At 46.0% G+C, this 22,989-nt stretch carries 22 protein-coding genes; 10 read left to right on the top strand and 12 right to left on the bottom strand.

Going from position 1 to position 22,989, the window contains the following annotated elements:
• Nucleotides 1-164 precede the first annotated feature (164 nt).
• Together R7E00_RS15060 and R7E00_RS15055 are read left to right on the top strand one after the other, a co-directional pair.
• Nucleotides 165-929, top strand: a complete 765-nt coding sequence (locus tag R7E00_RS15060; protein ID WP_005374935.1) for a ferredoxin--NADP reductase — start codon at nt 165-167, stop codon at nt 927-929.
• Nucleotides 930-1,109: 180 nt separating this feature from the next.
• Nucleotides 1,110-1,556: an RDD family protein gene (locus tag R7E00_RS15055; RefSeq protein WP_005374936.1), complete on the top strand. Its 447-nt coding sequence runs from the start codon at nt 1,110-1,112 to the stop codon at nt 1,554-1,556.
• A 59-nt stretch (nt 1,557-1,615) separates the two neighbouring features.
• Here R7E00_RS15055 and R7E00_RS15050 read toward each other — a convergent pair whose 3' ends face one another.
• From R7E00_RS15050 to R7E00_RS15005, 10 genes are all read right to left on the bottom strand, one after another.
• Nucleotides 1,616-2,287 (bottom strand): DUF2057 domain-containing protein, encoded by a 672-nt coding sequence (locus R7E00_RS15050; protein ID WP_017634411.1) that lies wholly within the window; start codon nt 2,285-2,287, stop codon nt 1,616-1,618.
• Nucleotides 2,288-2,503: 216 nt separating this feature from the next.
• Nucleotides 2,504-3,652: an AI-2E family transporter gene (locus R7E00_RS15045; protein ID WP_054730104.1), complete on the bottom strand. Its 1,149-nt coding sequence runs from the start codon at nt 3,650-3,652 to the stop codon at nt 2,504-2,506.
• On the bottom strand, nt 3,645-4,331 hold the full coding sequence (locus R7E00_RS15040; protein WP_017634413.1) for a potassium channel family protein: 687 nt from the start codon (nt 4,329-4,331) through the stop codon (nt 3,645-3,647). Before R7E00_RS15040 ends, R7E00_RS15045 begins: the two co-directional genes overlap by 8 nt.
• A gap of 16 nt (nt 4,332-4,347) precedes the next feature.
• Nucleotides 4,348-5,238 (bottom strand): HlyD family secretion protein, encoded by an 891-nt coding sequence (locus R7E00_RS15035; protein ID WP_033906681.1) that lies wholly within the window; start codon nt 5,236-5,238, stop codon nt 4,348-4,350.
• 12 nt (nt 5,239-5,250) lie between these two features.
• Nucleotides 5,251-5,454 (bottom strand): DUF1656 domain-containing protein, encoded by a 204-nt coding sequence (locus R7E00_RS15030; protein ID WP_005374946.1) that lies wholly within the window; start codon nt 5,452-5,454, stop codon nt 5,251-5,253.
• Entirely contained in the window at nt 5,454-7,097 is a 1,644-nt protein-coding gene (locus R7E00_RS15025; protein WP_054730103.1) for a TolC family protein, read from the bottom strand. The genes R7E00_RS15030 and R7E00_RS15025 overlap by 1 nt, the downstream gene beginning before the upstream one ends.
• A 10-nt stretch (nt 7,098-7,107) precedes the next feature.
• Nucleotides 7,108-9,282 carry an FUSC family protein gene (locus tag R7E00_RS15020; protein ID WP_161440751.1) on the bottom strand — a complete coding sequence of 725 codons (2,175 nt, stop codon included), beginning with the start codon at nt 9,280-9,282 and terminating at the stop codon, nt 7,108-7,110.
• A 388-nt stretch (nt 9,283-9,670) separates the two neighbouring features.
• On the bottom strand, nt 9,671-10,540 hold the full coding sequence (locus R7E00_RS15015; protein WP_161440752.1) for a DMT family transporter: 870 nt from the start codon (nt 10,538-10,540) through the stop codon (nt 9,671-9,673).
• Between the two features lie 141 nt (nt 10,541-10,681).
• Nucleotides 10,682-11,650 (bottom strand): HTH-type transcriptional regulator YidZ, encoded by a 969-nt coding sequence (yidZ, locus tag R7E00_RS15010; RefSeq protein ID WP_258458243.1) that lies wholly within the window; start codon nt 11,648-11,650, stop codon nt 10,682-10,684.
• Nucleotides 11,625-12,815: an MFS transporter gene (locus R7E00_RS15005; protein ID WP_005374959.1), complete on the bottom strand. Its 1,191-nt coding sequence runs from the start codon at nt 12,813-12,815 to the stop codon at nt 11,625-11,627. The genes yidZ and R7E00_RS15005 overlap by 26 nt, the downstream gene beginning before the upstream one ends.
• A gap of 132 nt (nt 12,816-12,947) precedes the next feature.
• On the opposite strand from R7E00_RS15005, the gene R7E00_RS15000 reads away from it, so the two are divergent.
• Nucleotides 12,948-13,418 carry a GNAT family N-acetyltransferase gene (locus R7E00_RS15000; RefSeq protein WP_064354947.1) on the top strand — a complete coding sequence of 157 codons (471 nt, stop codon included), beginning with the start codon at nt 12,948-12,950 and terminating at the stop codon, nt 13,416-13,418.
• 80 nt (nt 13,419-13,498) lie between these two features.
• The gene (locus tag R7E00_RS14995) at nt 13,499-13,957 is read left to right on the top strand and encodes a GNAT family N-acetyltransferase (protein WP_064354946.1); all 459 of its coding nucleotides are present in this window, start codon (nt 13,499-13,501) and stop codon (nt 13,955-13,957) included.
• Nucleotides 13,958-13,991: 34 nt separating this feature from the next.
• Here the strand turns inward: R7E00_RS14995 and R7E00_RS14990 are convergent, their stop codons facing one another.
• The gene (locus R7E00_RS14990; RefSeq protein WP_064354945.1) at nt 13,992-14,504 is read right to left on the bottom strand and encodes a DUF2799 domain-containing protein; all 513 of its coding nucleotides are present in this window, start codon (nt 14,502-14,504) and stop codon (nt 13,992-13,994) included.
• 260 nt (nt 14,505-14,764) lie between these two features.
• Between R7E00_RS14990 and R7E00_RS14985 the strand changes: the two genes are divergently transcribed.
• The 4 genes from R7E00_RS14985 to R7E00_RS25440 all read left to right on the top strand — a co-directional run bounded on the left by R7E00_RS14985 (nt 14,765) and on the right by R7E00_RS25440 (nt 18,481).
• Nucleotides 14,765-15,475: a response regulator gene (locus tag R7E00_RS14985; protein WP_064354944.1), complete on the top strand. Its 711-nt coding sequence runs from the start codon at nt 14,765-14,767 to the stop codon at nt 15,473-15,475.
• Nucleotides 15,475-16,917, top strand: a complete 1,443-nt coding sequence (creC, locus tag R7E00_RS14980; protein WP_258660363.1) for a two-component system sensor histidine kinase CreC — start codon at nt 15,475-15,477, stop codon at nt 16,915-16,917. Before R7E00_RS14985 ends, creC begins: the two co-directional genes overlap by 1 nt.
• Nucleotides 16,918-16,992: 75 nt before the next feature.
• Entirely contained in the window at nt 16,993-18,333 is a 1,341-nt protein-coding gene (gene creD / locus R7E00_RS14975; protein WP_064369610.1) for a cell envelope integrity protein CreD, read from the top strand.
• On the top strand, nt 18,320-18,481 hold the full coding sequence (locus R7E00_RS25440) for a hypothetical protein (protein WP_230818680.1): 162 nt from the start codon (nt 18,320-18,322) through the stop codon (nt 18,479-18,481). The genes creD and R7E00_RS25440 overlap by 14 nt, the downstream gene beginning before the upstream one ends.
• Nucleotides 18,482-18,610: 129 nt before the next feature.
• Here R7E00_RS25440 and R7E00_RS14965 read toward each other — a convergent pair whose 3' ends face one another.
• The gene (locus tag R7E00_RS14965; RefSeq protein ID WP_053304029.1) at nt 18,611-19,285 is read right to left on the bottom strand and encodes a fructose-6-phosphate aldolase; all 675 of its coding nucleotides are present in this window, start codon (nt 19,283-19,285) and stop codon (nt 18,611-18,613) included.
• Between the two features lie 254 nt (nt 19,286-19,539).
• On the opposite strand from R7E00_RS14965, the gene R7E00_RS14960 reads away from it, so the two are divergent.
• Nucleotides 19,540-20,481, top strand: coding sequence for a glycyl-radical enzyme activating protein (locus R7E00_RS14960; RefSeq protein WP_064369611.1), 942 nt, complete (start codon nt 19,540-19,542; stop codon nt 20,479-20,481).
• A gap of 2 nt (nt 20,482-20,483) precedes the next feature.
• Nucleotides 20,484-22,922 carry a formate C-acetyltransferase/glycerol dehydratase family glycyl radical enzyme gene (locus tag R7E00_RS14955; RefSeq protein ID WP_213905478.1) on the top strand — a complete coding sequence of 813 codons (2,439 nt, stop codon included), beginning with the start codon at nt 20,484-20,486 and terminating at the stop codon, nt 22,920-22,922.
• Nucleotides 22,923-22,989: the final 67 nt, after the last annotated feature.

The raw sequence follows: 22,989 nt of genomic DNA, 5'->3' as shown, positions 1-22,989 counted from the left end.
CTTATCACTTTGAGCATTTATTCTAGATGTAATCATTTAATATGTAATAAAATTGTTTTTAAAATGTGAAATGAAATAGTGGTTTGATTATGTAAACTAGAAACTTTACATAATCGAGTTGAAGGCGTAAGTTTAACTAAGAGTAACCAGATAGGAGGTGTCTCATGATTGAACTCAAAGGTTTCAACCTCGCAAGAGTTGAGAAACGCATTGATTGGACAGGTGAGCTGTTCAGTTTGAGAATATCTGGCGCGCCTCTTTCATTTAAAGCTGGCCAATTCACCAAGCTTGCTTTGCTTGATGATGAAGGTAAGCCGATCAGCCGTGCTTACTCTGTGGTTAATGCGCCAAGCGAGCAATTCGATTGGTTGGAATTTCTAATAGTAGCCGACCCTCAAGGACAACTTTCTCCACGGCTCCAAAAGCTTAAATCTGGTGATAGCATTTATGTCGGTGCCACCGCACATGGCGATTTAATCCATGACTCTATTCCTAAACAGGCTCATGACCTGTGGCTGCTATCTACAGGTACGGGGATTGGACCGTTTTTGTCGCTGCTGGATGATATAAACCTACCGCCTCACAATGAGCGCATTGTGCTGGTTCATGCCGTTCGTTTCGAAAAAGATCTGGTTTATAAATACCTTATTGAACAGCTTCAGCAACGATATGAAGGCCGATTAAAGTATATACCGATAGTCAGCAGGGAAGTGGTTGACGGTAAATTACAAGGCCGAATTCCTGAACTCATCGAATCGGGTTTACTGTCCAACGCCGCTGATGCGCCATTCTCAGCTCAGCGTAGCTTTGTCATGATGTGTGGGAATCCACAAATGATCAAAGATACCGTGCCCGTTTTACAAGAGCTAGGCTTGGAAAAGTATCGCCATCAAACTGGGGGAAATATCATTTACGAACGTTACTGGTAGCGTTTTGTTAAATTGATACGGTTATGCTCAAGATGTAATGATTACTTTTGAGATACGATCGCGATTTAGTATGTTCTTAGTTGAATATTATGTTGGCAATACCTAAACTGCGCTCACCATTGCGCGTCTGTACACTCAGTCATTCTCGCTTAACCAATTACATTGAGGTGACTGAAGTCCATGTATGCTTTTATCGCGAGCAAGCAACAGAGAATCATTGCTGGTTTTATCGACCTGCTCTTTGCGATGGTGGTCGTGTTAATCATCGCATTGAGTATTAACTCTTTTCTTAACGACTTTCAGCTCTCTTTAGCAGATAACCTCACGCTTGTTCGTGAAACTCAGGCGTTTTACTTGCTTTCTTTACCAACGGTTTTAATGATCAACTGGAATGCATTGAGTCATGGGCAAACCATTGGTATGCGCATGATTGGTATTAAAGTTGTAATGAAAAATGATAGTAAGGCAACGAAAGTTACAGCAGGGTTAAGGCTTGTTATTAGCTACTTGCTGGAGATGCTCATTCCGGGGATCCCGTTGGTAAATTTGGCATTGTTGTTCTTTCATCCGGAGCGACGATTGTTGCATGACTTGATCGCCAATACTAAAGTTGTCCAAGCTTCCTAATTTTTGATCAAAAAAGCCACGTGAAGTGGCTTTTATAATATCGATAAAGTTAACCAGATTTACTGTTGATTAACATATTTCTTAAAGCGAGCTTTGGTTTCTGCGTCTGCTTTTTGGTACCAGAAGTGCAGCATCTCTTCAGCTGTCGAATCCGCTTTAACCGCAGTTGCTCTCACTTGCTTCATATCCGCAGGAACCTTTGCAGGAAGCGTGACTGGCTGCATGGTTGCTGCGCCAGCAAAAGCCACGGCTGCTGCACCGCCAGCTTGGTTATAATCTTCGATTTCACGTACGTAATCACGACCGATTTGCATACCCGGTTTGAGCAACTTGTCCTGGTCAACCGCGATTGCGTTGCCAGAATCATCAACCAGTTTCCAATCTAAGTCTTTGATCTTCTCTTCCGCATCACGTAGGTTGCGGTATTCTGGCATTTGTAGAGTGAGTTCGGCATTGGTCGCGTCAAATCGTGTAACGATAACATCGCTTTCAACACTTAAACGGTCATTACCTTGGTTGAAGTAAGGGGCGAAACGAAATACGACTTGGTTAAGGCCATCAGGTAACGTCAGTGTTCTTTCAGAGGCGAAAAAACCACCCGAAAGATCTGCTTTTTCACCGTTAGCCGCTAATACTGAAACGTTGTCAGGAACACTCACGGTTACATCTGCGAATGCCATGCCACTCATTGCGAGAGCAAGCGCACAAGTTAAAGGCTTGATCAATTTCATTGTTTTTATCCTAAGCAAATTAGTGGTCATCGAGAGTGCATCGTTCATTGCCCGATTGCAACTCCCAAGTGTAATAAGTATGAAAATTTAACAAGAACGTCATTTTTATCGCATTTATTACGACGAAACTGTGATCCAAATAGAATCAAACCGCTGAAATTCAGCGGTTTGATATTATAAGTTATAGATTAAATTTCTTTCTAACTTATTGATTTATTATATGCCTGCACCATGTCCAGATTCTGATTGGTCATCAGAAGCGTCTTGTTGTTCTGCCATTTCTTCTTGCTGTTGTGCTTTCTCAATGCTCAACCACCAAACAAATAACTCATACCAAATTGCTAGGATAACGGCACCTAAGAACAGACCAACGATGCCGTAGAAAAGCATACCACCGATGGCACCGAGCAGAATCACAGGCATTGGCACGTCGACGCCACGTCCCATCAACATTGGTTTGAACAGGTTTTCAGAAAGAGCCGCAACTACGACCCAAACAGTAAACATGGTTGCTGTTGAGGTGTCTTGGGTCATGTACATGAAGCCAATCACAGGTAGCACAGCGAGCAACGCCGGGAGCTGAGCGATACATAAGATCATTAGAAGCAGTGTGAGTAAACCTGCTGCCGGAACGCCAAATACGAAGAAACCAGCACCGATCAACAGTGCTTGAATCGCCGCTACACCGACTACGCCAAGCAGTACGCTTTTAATTGTCGCTGCGATAAGCGTGGTCCAGCTTTTTGCGTTTTCACCTGCGGTTCGAATCGCGATGGTTCTTAAGCCTGATGCCGCAGATTCAGAGTACGTCATGAAACCTGCTGCAATCGCAAGTGACAAGATTGAAAGCAGTAAACTTCCCAATACGCCCCCCAGTGTACCCAGTAAAGATGTGAGTCCTGCCTTTATTTGTGGCATAAAGGTTTGAATCGCTTGCTCAAGATTAGTAGCGAATAGGGTCCACACTTCGTAGAGCTTATCACCCACGATAGGCCAATCCGCTACGGAAGCTTTTGGCCCTGGTATTTTCACTTGTCCATTTTGTAGTACTTCAAGCGCGTGCGTTGCACCATCCACAATGGAGCCTGATACCATAACAAGTGGCGTGACAAGGAGGGCAATACCAAGTAAAGCAATGGTTGTGGCTGCCAAGCCTCTACGACCACCATATACACGCTGCAATTTTTGGGTAAGCGGCATTAAAGCGACGGCTATAATAGCGCCCCAAATAACCGGAAGGATGAAGGGTTTGATGATGTCGTACGTAAACATCAGCAAGACAAAGATCAAGCCAATGCGTATTGCCGATTCCACCATATTACTGATGAAAAGCTTACTGTCGATTTTTACCGATTGTTTATCCATTTTTGTTTACCTGATGATCAATGTTAGAACTGACGAGACTTGAAACAACAATCGCCATATAAAAAACACCTGTGATGGCCTCTAAATACACCACGACTTGAGCCAGTGGTGTTAGAGGACTAATGTCGCCATAACCGAGCGTGGTTAAGGTAACGAAACTGAAATACGCTGCATTGGAGAAGTTCTGCCCCCAAGAAATCGCTTCCATACCGGTAAAGGCTTCAGGCGAAAACTCAAGCAGAATGAGGTAGGCAATCGCCCACATCAGACCAAGCAGCAAGAAAAGCGCGACCGAGCCAATGACTTTGTTGCTGTTGACATGGCCGGTGAAAAGAATCTGTCTTGCGATGGATTTAAAAGTGCCGAAAAAGAACGCAAAGGTGAGGGCAAGCATCACCACATTCATCTCTCTGATGTCGAAAACGGTCTTGATCACAATCACAAGAACCCAAACACCAAACAGGCTATAGAGGAAACGAGACCAGGTTTTGTCAAAGCGAAGGCTCGCAAAACAGACGATAAACGTCAGAACCGTGAAAGCCTGAAGTATGTGTTCAATCGTCCCTTCACCTACGACTTGTGCCATCGCACTCCCTAGCAACAAAATCACTAGTGCTAAGGTTAGATAGAAGAAGTTGTTTTCTTCATTAATATTTTTGAGGTTTTTACCAATGACCATGGCTCTTCTCACTTAGTTATTGTTCACTTTCTGCGGATGACTCTTTCATCACCATGATGGACGCAGAAAGCCCGAATCGAAGATCAACATCTTCAGGAAGTTCTTGTAGGGAGATTCGCACCGGAATACGTTGTGCTAGGCGAATCCACTGAAAAACAGGGTTTACGTTTGGAAGAAGGTTGTAGCCGACCGTGCCGTCTTTGGGCGCAATCCCCCAACCAATCGAGTCAACCGTCGCGTCAATTGGCGTGTCTGGGTGTGACATCAAAGTGACACGCGCTTGGCTGCCAGGTTCGATTTGCGCAAGTTGGTTTTCACGGAAGAAACCAAATACCCAAAAGCTGTTTTTGTCGATCAGTGCGAGCAGTGGTTGGTTTGCGACCGCTTGCGTACCGTTTCTAATATCGAGGTTAGATACAAAACCATCGACGGTCGCATAAACTTTGGTAAAGCTGAGATTAAGGCGTGCTGATTTTAGTTGCTCTTCTGCAGATTTGATTTGCAGTAGCGACTCTTCGTAAGCGATTTCACGACGAATCAGATCCTTGTGAGAAACCGCGCCACGGTCTTTGGCACGAATGTCTTTTAAGCGGTCATATTCGATTTTTTTACCGCGAGAGCTAACAATGGAGCGCTCCAGTGCTACTTCGGCTTGAGATAACGCAACCTGGTAAGTCGCAGGGTCGATTTCAAACAGTAAATCCCCCGTTTTTACTTCTTGGTTGTCTTGCACCGCGACATTTACAATTGGGCCTGATACGCGAGGAGCCACTTTGATGACGTTAGCACGCACTTGCCCATCTCGTGTCCATGGGTTATTAAAGTATTCCTCAAACTTTTGATAGCCGAGCCAAGCTGCGCCACCAAGAATGACAAGATTGAGTGCGATTACGAATAGTTTTTTCATCTTGTTTGGCACCTAAAATTGAATATAAAAGCTGTCGATGGCCACCACATAACCGACCATGATGGCAATAAACGTCAGAGACGGAAAAGCGATGAAGCGAGACAAACGTGTCTTGTTCAATATCATCACCGTTATCCACGTGGCCGTGACGGCGAGAAAGAGCACGAGTAGCGTAGGAGAAAAGTAAACGTCTCCCCAAGAAAGTTCATGAGGCATTAGAGATCCTCCGTTTTGTTCTTATCGCCGTTTTCCGTCGGTGTTTCGATAGGCAAAGGCGGCAATACGCGGTTTTCTTCATTTAAATAACTTCCCCAGTCAGTGCGCTCTGTCATCTGCGTGGCAATCGATTCACTGATGAAAGGTTTGCCTGTTTGGGTTTGCCAGCCTCCACCGAGGGCTTTGTAGAGCGCGACAACTTGGTTCGCAACATTACCTTTGATCGTTGCGTAGCTGTCTTCTGCGCGGGTCATTTTTTCTACCGAGTTAAGCAGACGTTCGAATGAAATTTGTCCGTTTTCGTACTGTGTCATGGATATGTTGAACGCACGAATGGAAGAGTTGACCGATTGCAAGCGTAAATCTTTTTGCTGCAAATACAGGTCATATGCTTCGATTGCATTGGTGACTTCATTAACGGCTTGCAGTACCTTTTTGTTGTAGTTCGTCAGCGTTTCTTGGAAGCGAGCATCTTCGAAACGAATGTTATTTTTCACGCGTCCGTATTGGAAAATGTTCCAACTGAACGTTGGGCCAATCACCATGGTGAGCGAATCGCTAAAACTGAAACTGCTGCCATCGGGAACCGTACTGTCGATACCGATGGAACCGAACAACGAAAAGCTTGGGTACAGAGCGGTTTCTGCCACGCCAATCTGCGCACTTTGCGCGCGAGCTTGCATCTCAGAGACTTGCAAATCCGGACGTCGCATCACTAAGTTAGCATCCACTAATGTATCCAAAAGCGGTGGACGTGGCACAATGGAACGCTCGTCGGTGCCCGATAGCGCCGATTTTCTGCCCGTCGCTTTGAACTGGGCTTCGTACTCAGCGATTTGCTTGTGCATCCCATCCGACTGTAGCAGTCGATCTACTTCTTCTGGTAACAGACCCAGTAGCAAAGCCAACACAGTACGTGATTGCTTCATTGCCACTTCGAGGCTCGGTAACGCTGCTTTGGTGGTGTAGAGTTGGTTTTTAGCTTGTTGAACGTCCAATTCTGTAACGTTGCCAGAGTCGAACTGCACCTGAGTAATACGTACGACACGCTCTTGAATCTCGATATTGCGGCGAGACAGCAAAATACGTTCTTGGAATGTGCGATAGTTGATGTAATTGCGCGCCACTTCGGCGGTTATGGTGACCATGATGTCGTGATACGATGCGATGGATGCGTAGTAACCCGCTTCTGCCGACTCAATACCGCGAGCATACTTGCCCCAAACATCCATTTCCCAAGCAGCATCAAACGACAAAGTGGCGTTATTCACGCCCTGATCATTTACGTAGGCACGCGCTAGGTTTCCTGACACGCTTTGAACTTGTGGGTATTGCAAGCCAGTCGAAATACCAAGCAATGAACGTGCTTGGACAATTCGTAGCCCTGCGGCTTCTAAATCGAGGTTTTGTTTGCTCGCCAACTCAACTAGCTGATTAAGAGTTGAGTCATTAAATTGCTGCCACCATTGTTGTAGCTGTTGCTCTGATTGCTGCGTATCTTTGGCTGCTTTTTGCACCGACCAGTCACTTGGCAGTGGCGCCTGCTTTGGATGAACATAATCTGGTCCTACCGTGGTACACGCACTGAGTCCGAGCAAAGAAAGTATGGCGAGGCTTGGTTTGGTTAGTTTTGGAAGCATCATATCCCCACCTTTAAAAACGCTTCTGTTGTAAGTTCACCCAATCGATATCCTCGTAGGTTTGCTTGCAATGCTTGATTGCTTCGAACACGTTCCGTTTTAAATTCAGCAAGATATAAAAACCGGCTATCTCTGAATAAGCGTAGTCAGATAAATCCAACTCACTAAAAAAATCTTCCAGTTTATCTTCGAATGTTTGGTAATCCTGACTGTATTGGTCGAATACGGAGTCGAGTTCTTGTGTTGCTTGATGGCTGGCTAAAGCGCCTGCCATCAAAGGAATGATGGAATCGCGGTGTTGTTGACGAAGCTGAGTAATCAGCGGATTGGCCATCAACTTTTTCTCGGCGGCCATTAAGATGTTGATGTGATTACTGAGTACATCACACGCTTTGCTAAACGCGCCAATCGCTTCTGGCGTGGTTTTATCAAAGTGTTTGTGGTTGATTTTCGAACCCCAGACTTTGAGCTTTTTCGATGAGACATTGAGCGTCACCAAGTGCAAGGCCCGTTTGAGCGGCGTAATAACCGAGCTGGACTGCTGTTGATAGGTAGTGAACAGCTCTCGGGTATGTCGGAAGTAGCGTTCTTTTATGGTCAAAAAGAGGTGTTCTGGTCGTGAGCTAAACGGGAAGTAGTGCGCGAAAATAATCATGAACACCACCATGTAGAACAACAGCATGATCGTCATGAGGATCCCGAAGTGATAAAACATGTTGTTGTCTAAACCAAGAACAAACAAGCCAATCATATAGAAAATCGTCACTGGCCCGTTAAACAGATAAAAGCCGATAAAGGTGTAGATAAAGATGAACAGGCCAAGTTCTAACCCGAGATCCAATTGCGGAAGAATGAAGACGTAAGAAGGCACCGCGAACAAGAAGCCGAAAGTGAACAGCACAAGCAACAAAATTGGGTGCACAGGCACGAACGACAGCAAAGACATAAACATGGTCGAGAAGACCACGAATGAATAGCCGCCTGGTGGATTGAAATAAATCCAAATCAGTCCAGCAACCCAATAAGTGACAAAGGTTTTGACCGCGGTTTTAAAGTTTTCTGCGTCCCACCATAGAAACTTGCCTTTCGGTTTCGGCAGTGGCACGTCAAAGGAGACATTGTTCGTCACAGAGTCAATACAGCTAATGCTCTCCGCTAAACGCGACAAGTTTTGATGCATCAGTTCCAATAGGTGACCAAGCGTAAGCGCAGAGCCTTTCTCTAGGTGAGCTGCGTCTTCAAGCAACGCTTGGTTGTATTTGACTTTGAGTTCCTGGGCACGATAAGCGGGTTCTTTTTCGTCCCAGACTTGTTGGCAGGTATCAAATAGCGCGTCAATTTCCGCCACGGCTTGATCAAAGTTGCTGATGCTTTCACGGTCTTGCTGGTGGCTAAAGTGGCTGTGCGCCGCGACGGTCAATTGTTGCGTTACCTGCTTGTTCAAATGAACTGCCAAGCGCCACTCTTTCATGTAGGCCGACACGTCACTGCATTCCACACTGACCGTGGCAAAACGCTGTTCGAGCGCATTTTGAGCGGCAAACATCTGTTCGATGAGAGTGTCCACGCTAGGTTGTGGCTCTTCCGCTTCTGGATTTTCTTCTCCGCCTTCTTGAGGAGAGATTTGCCCTGCCGATTTTTGCTCGAAATTTTGCAAGATAGCGGTGAACAACGCGCGTTGTGCTTGGTTGAGTTGTTCGATGGGCTGTCTTAGGTTTTGTTCTGTTTTGGTCGGGAATAAGAAAGTTCCCACGAGTGTGTAAACCACCACCCCAAACACCGTCATATAGGCGCGGTCAACGCCATAAAGGAACGCACCTTCTGCGTCACCGCCATTGGACATCATCAACGTCATCACACCGGTCAGCATGAGTAGCGTAGGATCTTTTTGATAGGCATTACGGAAGTAAAAAATGAATGAGACCACAACCGACACGCTCAGCATGTACAGCAAGCGATCTTGAGCAAACAACCCCACCAGTAACAAGCCAACCACGGCACCAACCAATGTACCTAACACGCGTAAGGTACCTTTGGCGAGGGATTCACGACGACTGCCTGTGGATGCAATCAGCATCACTGTGGTTGCGGCCGTCGATGCTTGCGGCCAACCCATGGCAAACGGGATCAGATAAGCCAGAGTTAGGCTAAGCGATACTTTAATAGCGAATTTTATTTTGTCGTTCATAGTGTCAAAGTTTGCTCAGGCTTATCGTTATAAGTTGATGAATTTCTTATATGAATAATCAGAATCTTGTTCTGAATAAATTCGGGGGGCGGAATATAGCGGGTGAAAAAGTGTGCTTTGTAAACCCTTTGTCAAAACAAAAAGTGCGTATTTGGCTTGATCTCGTGCTAGCCCTTGGCGTTATTGGTGAAACGCCTAAAACGAGCAAATTCGCGATCTGTGATGATTCTCACTTTTGAAACAAAATCGCTGCATTGTGTGAGCCAATTCTCACCTTATATTCTTCGCCTGGTACCAAAGCAGACCACTTGTACCATCTGCAATGAGCTTTACTGCTTTAAAAAGCATAGATGATGAATGGGTATTTGAGAGGGAAAGTTATTACTTTTTATCGGCTTGCCGATTGTTCGTTTGTTTTTTTGGATCGAGATAAAAAAACCAAAGCGATCCCACCAAGAATGATGCCGCTGGTTAAAAGAGTATGCAGTGAAAGAGGCTCGTGGAGTACGATGCTGCCGAGTAGTAAAGCAATGGCTGGCACGGAAAGTTGGCTGACGGCGGCTTGAAGTAAAGAGAGCTTACGTACGACTTGGTACCAAAGTGTATAACCAAGGCCAGAGGCAATGGCACCAGATGCGATAGCGAGCAACACTCCGCTCAAAGAAAGGTGGATTGAGGACAAGATTAATGGCGAAAGGAGCACGCCAATTATTGATGCTGCGATGAATCCCCACGTGATTCCACTACTTGGAGAAGGCGCTTGTTTACCGAGCGCAGTAAACGCAGCCCAACAAACGCCAGAAATCAACATGAGAAGTGCAGAGCTAATATCGGGGCGCGTGGCAGATGGCAACATCAACCAAACAAATCCAACAATTGAAAGGCCGATACCGATGATTTCGAGAAACTGAAAGCGCTCACCTTGCCACCAATAGATTGCCAGTAACGTAAGTTGCACGGCACCAAACAAAAGCAAAGCACCTGTTCCTGTCGCCAGTTGTAAGTACGCGAAAGAGAAAAGGGCAGCGTAACCAAATAACGCCACGCCAGCAAAAAAGCGAAAGCGAGACGTTGGCCGATCGGTTTTCCACTGACCTCTCACGACAAGCAATGCGATTAAGATAACAGCGCCAGATATCAATCGAACGAGAGTGAAGCTTCCTGCATCAATTAACCCTTCGGCCAATGCAAGTCGGCACAATAATGAATTGGCAGCGAACGCCAGCATTGCAATGGCAGTGAGTAAAAAGGTCGACATCCTTGATCCTTAGCGTGTAAATGAACAGCTAGTGTAGATCCAAAAGAACATTTTTATTAGTTGATAAAGTGATTAGTTATAGCTATCAGAGCAAGAAAGTCATTAAAAATAACCAGAGAAAACCTGACCTTAGCCTGAGTCTTACTGTGGTTGGGAAGGTTGTTTGTACAATGACTTAATGGTGTTTTTCAACCATAGCAATTTGGGATTGTACGCATTGCGTTTATGCCAAATCATGGTAAATGGAATCAGTAACTTGTCTTGTTGAACTTGGTCTAATGGAATTGGCAAGCACACCAAATCGAGATGCAGCTTTTCTGTGTAACTTTTGCAATAGTGCGGCGCGGTGGTGATCATGTCATGCGTCGGCTGCGCTGCCATAAAAAGGGATTGCTCAAAGTTGGACATCGTCAGCCCGATAGAGCGCTGTAGCCCTAGTTCCGTTAATACTTCATCCAACGCCCAAGTTTCACTTTTTTCCCAAACAATATTGATGTGTTGGTAGCTCAGAAAGGTCTCGAGATTCCACTCTTGCTGTAATGCCGGGTGATCTTTATGCAAATACACCATCGGCAGGTCATAAAATAGAATCTCAAAATCCAAGAAATACGGCAGAAGATCCAACGACTCTTTCGATCTCGGGTGACTTTCTCGGCCGTTAAAACCGATATCCGCCTCGCCTCGAATGATGGCGTCGAGTGAATCGTAATCCCAGTTACTGGTTTTTACTTTCGCTTCAGGGTATCGCTGGTGGATAGCGACGATGAGTCTGTCCAACACCGTGAGCACTAATGGCGACTCAATCGTGATATCAAAACGCACTCCTTTAGGCGTAATATCGCTGCGTTTTTCTGCAATCTGGCTGCCAATTTGCAGCCATTCTGCAAGATCTTGCTCCATGCTTTGCGCCAAAGGCGTTGGCGCAAGACCTTTAGGTGTTTTGACAAACAAAGGATCATCGAACCAATGACGAAGTTTGTTGAGCGACTTACTTACGGTAGAGGGCGTAACGTTCAGCTTTTTTGAGGCTTTCGAGACGCTTTGTTCTTGCAGCAATAATTGCAGAGTGAACAGTAAGTTTAAGTCAAGTCGCGCTAGGGATTTCTTCATAATGGGTATCGTGAACAGGCTTTGGAATCAATAGTATTAGAGCAAGGCTGATTACGCTACCTAACACTAAGATAAACACCAACATATTCAGAGCACTAACGCCGATGAAACCCATAAACCAAATATAGAACGCTGAACTACAAACTTGAGCAATGCCCAGTAACGAGCTCGCCACGCCAGCTTGTTGAGAGAATGGGCTGAGCGCTTGGCTCATGGCCACGCCAAAGCCACAAGCGAAGCCAGCGCAAATCAGCCCAAGTCCGAATACATAGTAAAGAGATTGTCCATCATGGAAATGGGCAGCACTGAGCACGATGGCTGCGCAAGCGAGCAATACTTGAGAGGTGATCATTAAGGTTCGCTGCTTAAAAATCCCCAATGCCAATGGCGCCGAGAACGAAATCAACATACTGATCGTCGCAGTCCCTGCCATGATGGAAGAATAGCCGCCGCGATCAAAACCAAGCATGCTCATCACGACAATTGGTGAAGCGTTAACAAAGGTCAGAATGGTGGTCACTCCAAGCGCAGTAATGATCAGCCTACTGATAAAAAATCGCTCGAAGAAAGTCTCTTGATGGCTCTCTGGCGCTGTCTGTTCTTCACGTTGTTGGCTGGGTAGTGATTCCTTGAGAACAAAAATGGCCAATACACTGACGAGAATGCCCATTCCTGCCATCGTGGTAAACAAACTCGGCCAAGGAAATTTCAGCATAATCAAGTGACCAATCACGGGGGCGATCACTGGAATGATACAGGTGATGCCATTGAGCATCGACAATACTTTCGCGCGGCGTTCATCGTCTAACGTGTCGCGTAAAATCGCGAATGCGACGACATAGCAAGATCCAGCCCCGATGCCTTGGCAAAAGCGAGCAATCAAAAAAGTGTTTGGGTGCTCAGCCATCCCGCCGAGAAAGGATGCGAGCACGAAGATCATCGCGCCGACGACGGCAACAGGTTTTCGTCCCACAGAGTCTGCAATTTTCCCCGCGAATAACATGGTGGTAGCCATGCCAGCTAAATAGATCGAAAACGCAATATGCAACTGAGATTCACTGGCATTGAGATCTGACGCAATTTGAGGCAAACCAACAAGATACAAATCAATGGCAGTAGGGTAGAGTAAAACGAGTGCAAAACTACAAAGTAAAAAACGGGACATGGAAACCTCTCTATCGAATGGTGAGGATAATAGAGTGCTAAACGTTTGCCTGCGAGTGGGAAATACGACACTAGGTATTTCTATTTACGACATACCCTGTATGAATTGAGCATAAAAACAACAAGGAAGATTATGATTACTATTGAAAAGTATTCGCCTGAGCGACATAAACAAACTTGCGAACTTAGCGTGCTAGAAGAGCAATCGCAGTTTACGGTCGCGGATGTGGGTGAAATGCTTACATGTCTTGAACCTACAGAACTTCCGCATCTGATTTTGGCAGACGATGACGTGGTTGGCTTTTTTCTATTTGATGCAGCTTACAGCGAGAAATACGATTTTTGCCCGAAAAACAGTTTAGGCGTGCGTGCTTTGCTGGTGGATCATCGCCATCAAGGTAAAGGCATCGCCAAGCAAGCAATTCGCTTGTTTGGGGACTTTGTTAAATTGCACTATCCAACGTTTGAGTTTCTCTACCTAACGGTTAACTGCCGAAATGTGCCAGCTTATCAGTGTTACCTCAAAGCTGGTTTTGAAGATACTCATGAGCTCTATCATGGTGGTCCAGTTGGACCCCAACACATCATGCGTCAGGCGCTGTAAAAAGGGCTTAGTAAAGATTGTATCCACTCAGCTTTTGCAATAAATTCGATGCAATTAAATGAATAAATCAAGGAAGATATGTGAAGATTGAAGTCGATAATTTAGAAAGACCAGAAGTCATCGCGCTGTTAGAAGAACACTTACAAGATATGTATGCCACGTCACCGCCAGAGAGCGTACATGCGTTAGACCTGGATAAACTAAAACTACCAGCCGTAACGTTCTGGACTGGATGGAAAGATGAGCAGCTGTTGGGGTGTGCTGCGATTAAAGAGTTGGATGGCCAACACGCGGAGCTGAAATCCATGCGCACCACGCCAGCGGCAAGAAACCAAGGAGTGGCATCTCAATTATTGATTCATGTGATTGAGCAAGCGAAGCAAAAAGGCTTGCAGCGCTTGAGTTTAGAAACGGGCTCGATGGAATTTTTTAAACCTGCGCGCCTGTTGTATGAAAAGCATGGCTTTGTGTACTGCGAGCCGTTTGGGGATTACGAACTCGATCCGAACAGTCAATTCATGACCCTAGAACTGAGCTAGGGCCATGAATTTTTAGAAGCTAAATCCAATCGATTTAGAAATTCAGATTCAAGTTGATGGTTGGCGACAACAGGTCTGAACGCTCGTCAGCCAATCGCTTTCTCTTCTCTTTCAGACGTTTGGCATTGTCTTTGTCTGGGTTGCCATCAAGTTGATTATCGATGACGGAGATTTCAGTATCGATTTCTTGGATGCGTTGCTGGCGTTGATATTCTTGATGACCTAACTGGTAGTTTTCAATGAACTCTTTGCTGCTGCACACGCCGTAATATTCTTTGCCTTCGATACCGACAGTGTAACCATTGTCTGGTGAGCAATATAGGATAGTGCCTTTATCAAAGCCTTCTTTCCATTTCGCTCGGTCTGGTGTCACACCCGCTTCACCACAGTCTTCGGTATAGCTATTGATAACGTTTGGATCGTTGCCGTCTCGGCCATCTTGATAACCTACCTTGTACCAGTTCGCCGTCTTGCACTCATCCGGAGACATGCTGGCGCAACCAGAGAGCAAAGTGAGTAAAGCTAGGGGGATTAGCGCTCTTTTCATCAGTTACTGTCCTTTAAACAAAATCGAATTGATAACTCGAGTGTAAAATGAACACTGTTCATATCAATGGTTGAAATCATTGTATTCACAATTGTAGTGACTCATCAGTGTGAGTGATAAGTCCACCACGCTGAATGAGAGGGTGTTTGATTAATATTATTCACGGATTTTGCCTTTGTGGTATCAATCCGATAGCCTTTGCGCCAAAGTAAGTGAACAAGATGTGCATCTAAACAAGTATCGTCAGTGAGGTTAGAACATTGAGCGACCAATCAACCGTCGTCATTATTGAGGATGAATCTGCCATCGCAGAGAACCTGATTCATGTATTAGAGATGGATGGCTACCACGCAGAGTGGTTTGTAACGGCAGGAGAGGGCTTGGCCTTTTTGCAGCATAACTCTGCAGCGTTACTTGTGTTAGACGTAGGCTTACCGGATGGCAATGGTTTTGAATTATGTAAAACCATCCGTGAGTTTTCTGATATTCCCATTATCTTTCTCACCGCAAGAAGCGATGAAATTGACCGCGTAGTCGGCTTGGAGATTGGCGCGGATGATTACGTGACTAAGCCATTCAGCCCGCGTGAAATGTTGGCTCGCATTAAACTTCGAATCAAAGCTAAAGCGCCAATGATGGAGCACAAACCAGAGCCTGTAGCTGTTCCAGAACAACCTCATTTGAACCATGATTTAGTCGCGCAAAACTTCGATTATGGTGTTGGCGGGCAAATGCTTGGGTTAACTGCGGTGGAGTTCAAGATCCTCGATAAACTGATTTCTGTCTCTTCCAATGTATTGAGCCGAGAGCAGCTCATGGTCGCGGCAGACATGGCGCCAGAGGCCGCATACGAGCGCAATATCGATACTCATATCAAAGCTATTCGCCATAAGTTGAAGCCGTTTGGGATGTCTGAACGCATCTGTACCAAGCGTGGCTTTGGTTACTTCTACTGCATTAAAGGTGAATGATGAATCGCTGGCCGAAGATCCCTCTTGGACTCAGACTGTTTTTTCTCTACTTCATCTTAGTCGGGATGACGGCTTACATGGTGAGCAAAACTGTCGTCCAAGAACTTAAGCCAACCGTGCGTCAAACCACTGAAGAGACGCTGGTGGATATGGCGAACTTGCTCGCGGTATTGGCAGAAGAGGACGTTGCAAACGGAAAGTTGTCTGAGAGTCGCTTCTCCAAACTGCTAGCGGCTTATGGGCAGCGAGAACCTCAAGCGCGCATTTGGGAAATTGGCAAAAAAGCGATTAACCATCGAATTTACATCACCGACAAACAAGGCATTGTGATTGCGGATTCTTGGCAGCAAGATGTTGGCAAAGACTATTCGCAATGGAACGATGTGTATCTCACGTTGCGTGGTCAATACGGTGCGCGCAGTACCATCGAAGACCCGAAAGATCCGCTCTCAACCGTTATGCACGTTGCTGCACCCATTTATCACAAAGGCGAAATCATTGGCAGCGTGACGGTGGCAAAATCCAATCGCTCAGTACAACCCTTCATCGATCTTTCTAAACGCAATGTGCTGTTTTGGATGGTGTGGATGAGTGGTTTAGTGCTATTGGCAGGGGCATTGTTTGCTTGGCGAATTCACTCGGCACTGAACAAGCTGGAAGATTACGCAACCAAAATGGGTGAAGGTGAAAAGGTCTCTAAGCCGACATTTCGTATCTTTTATGAGTACGGCACGCTAAGTGATGCATTAGAGAAAATGCGCAATCAGCTCGATGGTAAACAGTATGTGGAAGAGTACGTACAGACGCTGACTCATGAGCTGAAAAGTCCGTTATCAGCAATTAAAGGCGCGAGTGAAATATTGCAAATGCCATTGCCTGAAGAAAAGGTCACGCGCTTTGCTGGCAACATTGAGCGAGAAAGCGATCGCATGCAGTCATTGATTGATAAGTTGCTAGAACTGGCTCGTCTTGAAAAGCGCCCTGAACTAGAACAAGTCGAAGCTATCTCGCTAAAACAAATGGTCAATGAAGTGGTTGAATCGGCGGATGCGCGTTTGAGTGCTAAGTCTGTGATTGCCAACACTCAAATTGATGAACATTTCACCGTGCTTGGTGATGCCTTCTTGCTGAAACAAGCCGTTTTTAACTTGATGGACAATGCGCTGGATTTTGTTGATTCGGAGGGATGCATTGAATGGAAAGCTGAGGTCGCGAAAGAGAAAGTGTGCTTGTCGATTTTCAATTCAGGTCCTCACATTCCCGACTATGCAATGCCTCGTTTAACCGAGCGCTTCTACTCCCTCGCTCGGGAAAATGGTGTTAAGAGCACTGGGCTCGGGCTGAATTTTGTTGAGCAAGTGATCAAACTGCACAAGGGTAAGTTGCAAGTCGAAAACGTCGATTCTGGCGTGAAAGTGACGCTGGTTTTACCAACTCCATAGAAACTCCACATTAGCTCCATTCGTTCTCCAAATTGCTGATTTAGATTACTCCCATCAGCAAATGGAGAATGAAACATGAAAAAGATCCTCAATAACCAACTCGGCACGAAGTTCGCCTTCGTGCTGTTTTTGTTTGTTTTACTGCAAATCCCGCTTTCAATGGTCACAGGGCTGATCTCAGAACGCTCATATCGCCAAGATGAAGTCAGAAATGACATCGCACGCAGCAGCAGTGGCGAACAGCGCATCATTGGTCCATTCATCATGGTTAACTACACCGAAACCAGTTACCGAGATGACAAAGTACAGATTAAAGAGCGCCGTAAATTCCTTCTACCCAGCACTTTTGATATGAGCGCGAATCTGGACAGTTTTGAAAAGTACCGAGGCATTTACCGTGCGCGTTTATACAAAGCACAAGTGGCACTGAAAGGCACTTTTGATGCAGACGATCTCGCGGCGTTGCAGGGGCTTGATATTGACAACATGAGCCTAGTCGTTGGCATTGAAGACAGCCGTGGATTGATTCGTTTGGATGACATGACCATGGCGAGCTCTGATATCGAAGTCGCACCGGGAACGGGGTTAAATCAGTTACCACAAGGCCTCCACAGTGATCTGACACTTGCAGACCTAAACCCAGCACAACCTTTGGCATTCGATCTTAACTTCTTGCTACAAGGGATGGGGCAGCTTCAAGTCACACCAATTGGCAGTCAAACAAAGGTTGAACTCTCTTCAACTTGGGCACATCCAAGCTTTATCGGTGATTACTTACCGGTGTCATCAGAAGTATCTGAAGATGGATTTAACGCGCAATGGGCGAGCAACAACTTCTCAACCAATATCGCGCAGCTGTTCCAAAGCTGTTTGTCATCGAATCACGCTTGTCACGAGCTTGAACAGCGACAAATGGGCGTAGATTTGATTGACCCCGTTGATCACTATTTGAAGTCTCACCGAGCTGTGAACTATTCACTGTTGGTTATCACATTAGTATTTGCGAGTTTCTTCTTACTGGAGTTGTTCCAAGCGCGTCCGGTGCACCCTGTGCAATACGGCTTTATTGGTCTGGCTTTAGCACTTTTCTATCTGTTGCTGATTTCGATGAGTGAACACCTCGGCTTTAACTGGGCGTATGTGGTGTCAGCAGTTGCATCGACGGGGCTTTTAAGTGTGTACGTGAGCGGTATGTTGAGCAACACCAAGCACGGCGCGATATTCGGAGCGTGTTTGCTCACTCTCTACGGATTACTGTTTGGCTTGCTACAAGCAGAGAGTTACGCATTGGTCATGGGGACATTACTGTGTTTTGCGATTTTGAGCTTCACTATGGTCATTACACGCAACATCGACTGGTACGCACGAAATAAGAAAGCAGAAGAAAGCGCAAAGGCGAATCATGAAGATGTTTAAACGAGCAATTCTCACTGGTCAGCCAAGCGAAATGATGGAAGAGACGTCCGCTATCCACCTGCGATTCTCTGCATCCGCCATTCCAAACGAGGTATTCGTAAGAGGATCAAAATCAGTTTACTCAAGCGCGTGTACCTTTGGTCACTGACTAATAGAGAACTGCTGTAAACCTCACCTCTTTATATGAAATACAAAAGGGAATCTTAAACTCACCGACGCACAGGGTGAGTTAAGATTCCCTTTATTATTCATTGAGACGTCTAGCTGCTACTTTTAATTAGCTTTCAAATGAAAGTTTCTCGCCGAACGTCTCTTTCCAGTCTTTATCGAACTGTTCAACCGCCGGTTTTACTGCTGGATGTGCGAACATTTGTGCCGCCACATCAGTTGGCAATGTAATGGCTTCGATGCCCAGTTTCATCACCTCCATCGCTTGTTGAGTATTCTTGAAACTGGCTGCCAAAATCTTCGCTGGTAGTTGGTTTTGATCGAGCAACAATTGAAGATCCGCGACCACTTCAACACCGTTGCCGTTCATCGTATCAATGCGGTTTACGTAAGGTGCTAGGTAGTCTGCACCGCACAGTGCTGCAAGGAAACCTTGTTGAGCTGAATAGATAGCGGTAGCAAGAACCTGAATTCCCTCTTTTTTCATTAGCTTAATTGCAGCTAAGCCTGTTTCTGTTGCTGGCACTTTTACCACCATGTCGTAAGGCAATTCATTCAATTGGCGTGCTTCTGCCACCATGCCTTCGACGGTTGAACTCACTACTTGAGCGTGAAAGCGAGGTGTCCCGCCAAGTGCTTCTTGCATGCCTGCTAGGGTTTCATTCAGTCCCTGTTTTGACTTCGCCAAAATGCTTGGGTTTGTCGTCACGCCTTTTAGCGGTAGGCACTGGTTAAAGCGTTTTACTTCTGCCACATCAGCAGTATCTAAATAAAGTTCGATCATGGTTTCTACCTTAAACAAAATCTTCGTTTTGATGATGGGATCACTATAGATCTGACAATCGAACGAGATCTTGTTTTTGATCAATTGAAATTTCATTTGAAACTATAATAATTTCATTAAATGAAAGTTAAGTGAAACTTGTAAACGCTCAAATCAAGCTTTCAGTTCGAACAAAGAAAAGCCGCTGATAAAACTTAACCAGCAAGAAACGGATTAAGTACACAGCGGTAGCACAGACCAAGAGGCAAGCAGAGATGTATTTCAATATCCAACGATTCTCTACCCATGATGGCGATGGCATTCGTTCCATTCTTTTTCTTAAAGGATGCAGCTTGTCTTGCCCTTGGTGTCAAAACCCAGAAAGCCGCAGCGAAAAGCATTCACTGTTGTTTGATCAGCGAAGCTGCATGGAAGATTGCCAGCTGTGCGTTTCTGCTTATCAAGCTACAACTCAATCTACTGCGGGTAGTGAAACGGTGAACGATGGTATTCAACGCATCGACAACCAGATCATCATCAATCGCAAAGCCATCAAAGAAGACCAACTGATCGCGCTGCGAAACGTCTGTCCTACGCAAGCACTGACCGTCTGCGGTGAAGAAGCAAAATCAGACATGCTGTTCGACACCTTGATGAAGGACAAACCTTTCTACGACCAAAGCCAAGGTGGCGTGACCTTCTCCGGTGGTGAGCCTCTCATGCAAGCGGATTTGGTGGCAGAACTCGCGCAGCGTCTGCATGACAACCAAGTCTCTACCGCTATTGAATCGTGCATGCATGTGCCGTGGAAGTACGTCGAAAAAGCCGCGCCGCATATTGATTGCTGGTTGGCGGATTTAAAACATACCGACGAAGAAAAGTTTCTTAGCTGGGCGAAAGGTTCACTAAAACGCATCAAAGACAATTTCCGAAAACTGGCACCTATCGCGAAACGCATTGTGATTCGCGTTCCCGTTGTGCCGGGGTTCAATGACACCATCGAAGAGTTGAAAGACATCATCGATTTTGCGGCTTCACTAGAGAGCTGCCAAGAACTTCACTTGCTGCCGTACCACACGCTCGGCATCAATAAATACCGTTTGCTCGATATGCCTTACGAGTGTTCTGACAAGCCATTAAACAAACCAGAACTGCTAGAAAGCGCCATGCAATACGCAAGCGAAAACACCCAACTTAACGTGATTGTAAGAGGTTAACTATGGACCTGAATTACCTTCCTGAGCGTATCAAAGCGCACAAATCGGCACTGGTAAATATCGTAACGCCACCTGTCTGTACCGAGCGTGCAGAGGCATACACTCGTGCTTATCAAGCGAACGAAGACAAACCTGTAATTGTCCAACGTGCGCTAGCACTGCAAGAGCACTTACGCACTCGTACGATTTGGATTAAGCATGATGAGTTAATCGTCGGTAACCAAGCGAGCAAAGTACGCGCTGCGCCTATTTTCCCGGAATACACTGTACGTTGGATTGAAGCGGAAATTGATGAGCTAGCCGACCGTCCTGGTGCAGGCTTTGCGGTCACTGAAGAAGATAAACAAAGCATCCACAGCATCACACCGTACTGGCGTGGCAAAACCGTTCAAGACCGTTGTTATGGCTTGTTTACTGATGAGCAGCAAGAAATCTTAGCCAGCACCATCATTAAAGCCGAAGGCAACATGACTTCGGGTGACGCGCACCTTGCGGTGGACAACGAGAAAATCTTGAAGCTAGGCATGAACGGTTTGTTAGAGGATGTTCGTCAGCACCGTGCTAACAATGATGTTTCGACCTTTGAAGGCTTGAAGAAAGAGCAGTTCTACAAATCGGTCGAAATCGTACTGCTTGCGATTCAAGATCACATAGTGAGCTACGCTGAATTGGCGTCAAAAATGGCGCTAGAAGAGACGCGCCCCCTGCGCAAAGCTGAATTAGAAAGCATTGCTGCAAACTGTTGTCATGTAGCAAGCCACGCACCAGAAAACTTCTGGCAAGCACTGCAATTGAGCTACTTTGTTCAGTTGATGCTACAAATCGAATCGAATGGTCACTCGGTTTCTTTCGGTCGTATGGACCAATTCCTAAACGAATTTTATGTTCGCGATATCGAAAACGGCGCGATTGAAAAAGACTTTGCACTAGAGCTATTACAAAGCTGCTGGTTGAAGCTGCTTGAAGTAAACAAGATTCGCTCTGGCGCGCACTCAAAAGCCTCCGCAGGTTCTCCGTTGTATCAAAACGTGTGTATCGGCGGTCAGAAGTTGAATGACAAGGGTGAGCCTGAAGACGCAGTGAATCCACTTTCTTGGGCGATTCTCGAATCTTGTGGTCAGTTGCGTTCGACGCAACCTAACTTGAGTGTGCGTTACCATGAGGGTTTGAACCAAGAATTCCTGATGGGCTGTATCGAGGTGATTAAGTGCGGCTTCGGTATGCCTGCGTTCAACAACGATGAGATTGTCATCCCTGAATTCATCAAGCTTGGCGTAGAGAAAGAAGACGCTTACAACTACGCATCTATCGGCTGTATCGAGACGGCGGTTCCGGGCAAATGGGGTTACCGTTGTACGGGCATGAGCTTCATTAACTTCGCTCGTATCTTGCTTGCCTCATTGAACGAAGGTGTGGATGCAACAACGGGTAAAGCTTTCTTGCCGCACGATAAGTCATTAGCAAAAGGCAACTTTGAGAACTTTGAGCAAGTGACAGCTTCTTGGGCAGAGCAAATCCGCTACTACACCCGTAAATCGATTGAGATTGATACGGTAGTCGACAGCGTACTTGAACAGCAAGCACAAGACATCTTCTGTTCAACGCTGGTGGATGACTGTTTGGCTCGTGGTAAAACTGTGAAAGAAGGCGGTGCGAAATACGACTGGGTATCTGGCTTGCAAGTCGGTATCGCAAACTTGGGCAACAGCCTAGCCGCCATCAAGCACCTTGTTTTCGATGATGCGCAAATCACCCAGCCCCTTATCTCACAACAACAGCTAGCAAAAGCATTGGCTGAAGATTTCGATGGCATGGAGAACGAACAGCTTCGCCAACGTCTTATCAACTTTGCACCAAAATACGGTAACGATGATGATGCAGTAGACCAACTACTGGCAGACGCTTACCAAGTGTACATTGATGAGCTAGAGCAGTTCGTTAATACGCGTCATGGGCGTGGTCCAATTGGCGGAGGTTACTACGCAGGTACATCAAGTATCTCGGCAAACGTCCCATTCGGTGCTTCAACCATGGCAACGCCAGATGGTCGTAAAGCGAAAACGCCGTTAGCTGAAGGTGCAAGCCCGTCATCTGGCTCAGACCGTTTAGGTCCAACGGCTGTGTACAACTCGGTTGGTAAGATTCAAGCGAATAAGATCCTTGGTGGCGTGCTGCTTAACCAGAAGTTAAGCCCGGCAGCGGTTGAGTCTGAAGGGGATAAGCTCAAGCTTTCTATGTTGATTCGCACCTTCTTCAACCACCACAAAGGTTGGCACGTGCAGTACAACATCGTCTCTCGTGAGACCTTGCTAGCTGCGAAGAAGAACCCTGAACAATATCGTGATCTTGTTGTGCGAGTCGCAGGCTACTCAGCCTTCTTCACTGCACTATCACCAGATGCGCAAGACGACATCATCGCACGTACTGAGCACGAACTGTAAGTACACTCACTAAGTAAAACAAAAGGCACCGATTGGTGCCTTTCGTTTGAATACTTAATCCGCAAAT

The sequence above is a fragment of the Vibrio sp. Vb1755 genome, from assembly GCF_033338635.1.
GTDB lineage: Bacteria > Pseudomonadota > Gammaproteobacteria > Enterobacterales > Vibrionaceae > Vibrio > Vibrio alginolyticus.
This window is presented reverse-complemented; position numbering and strand designations above follow the sequence as displayed.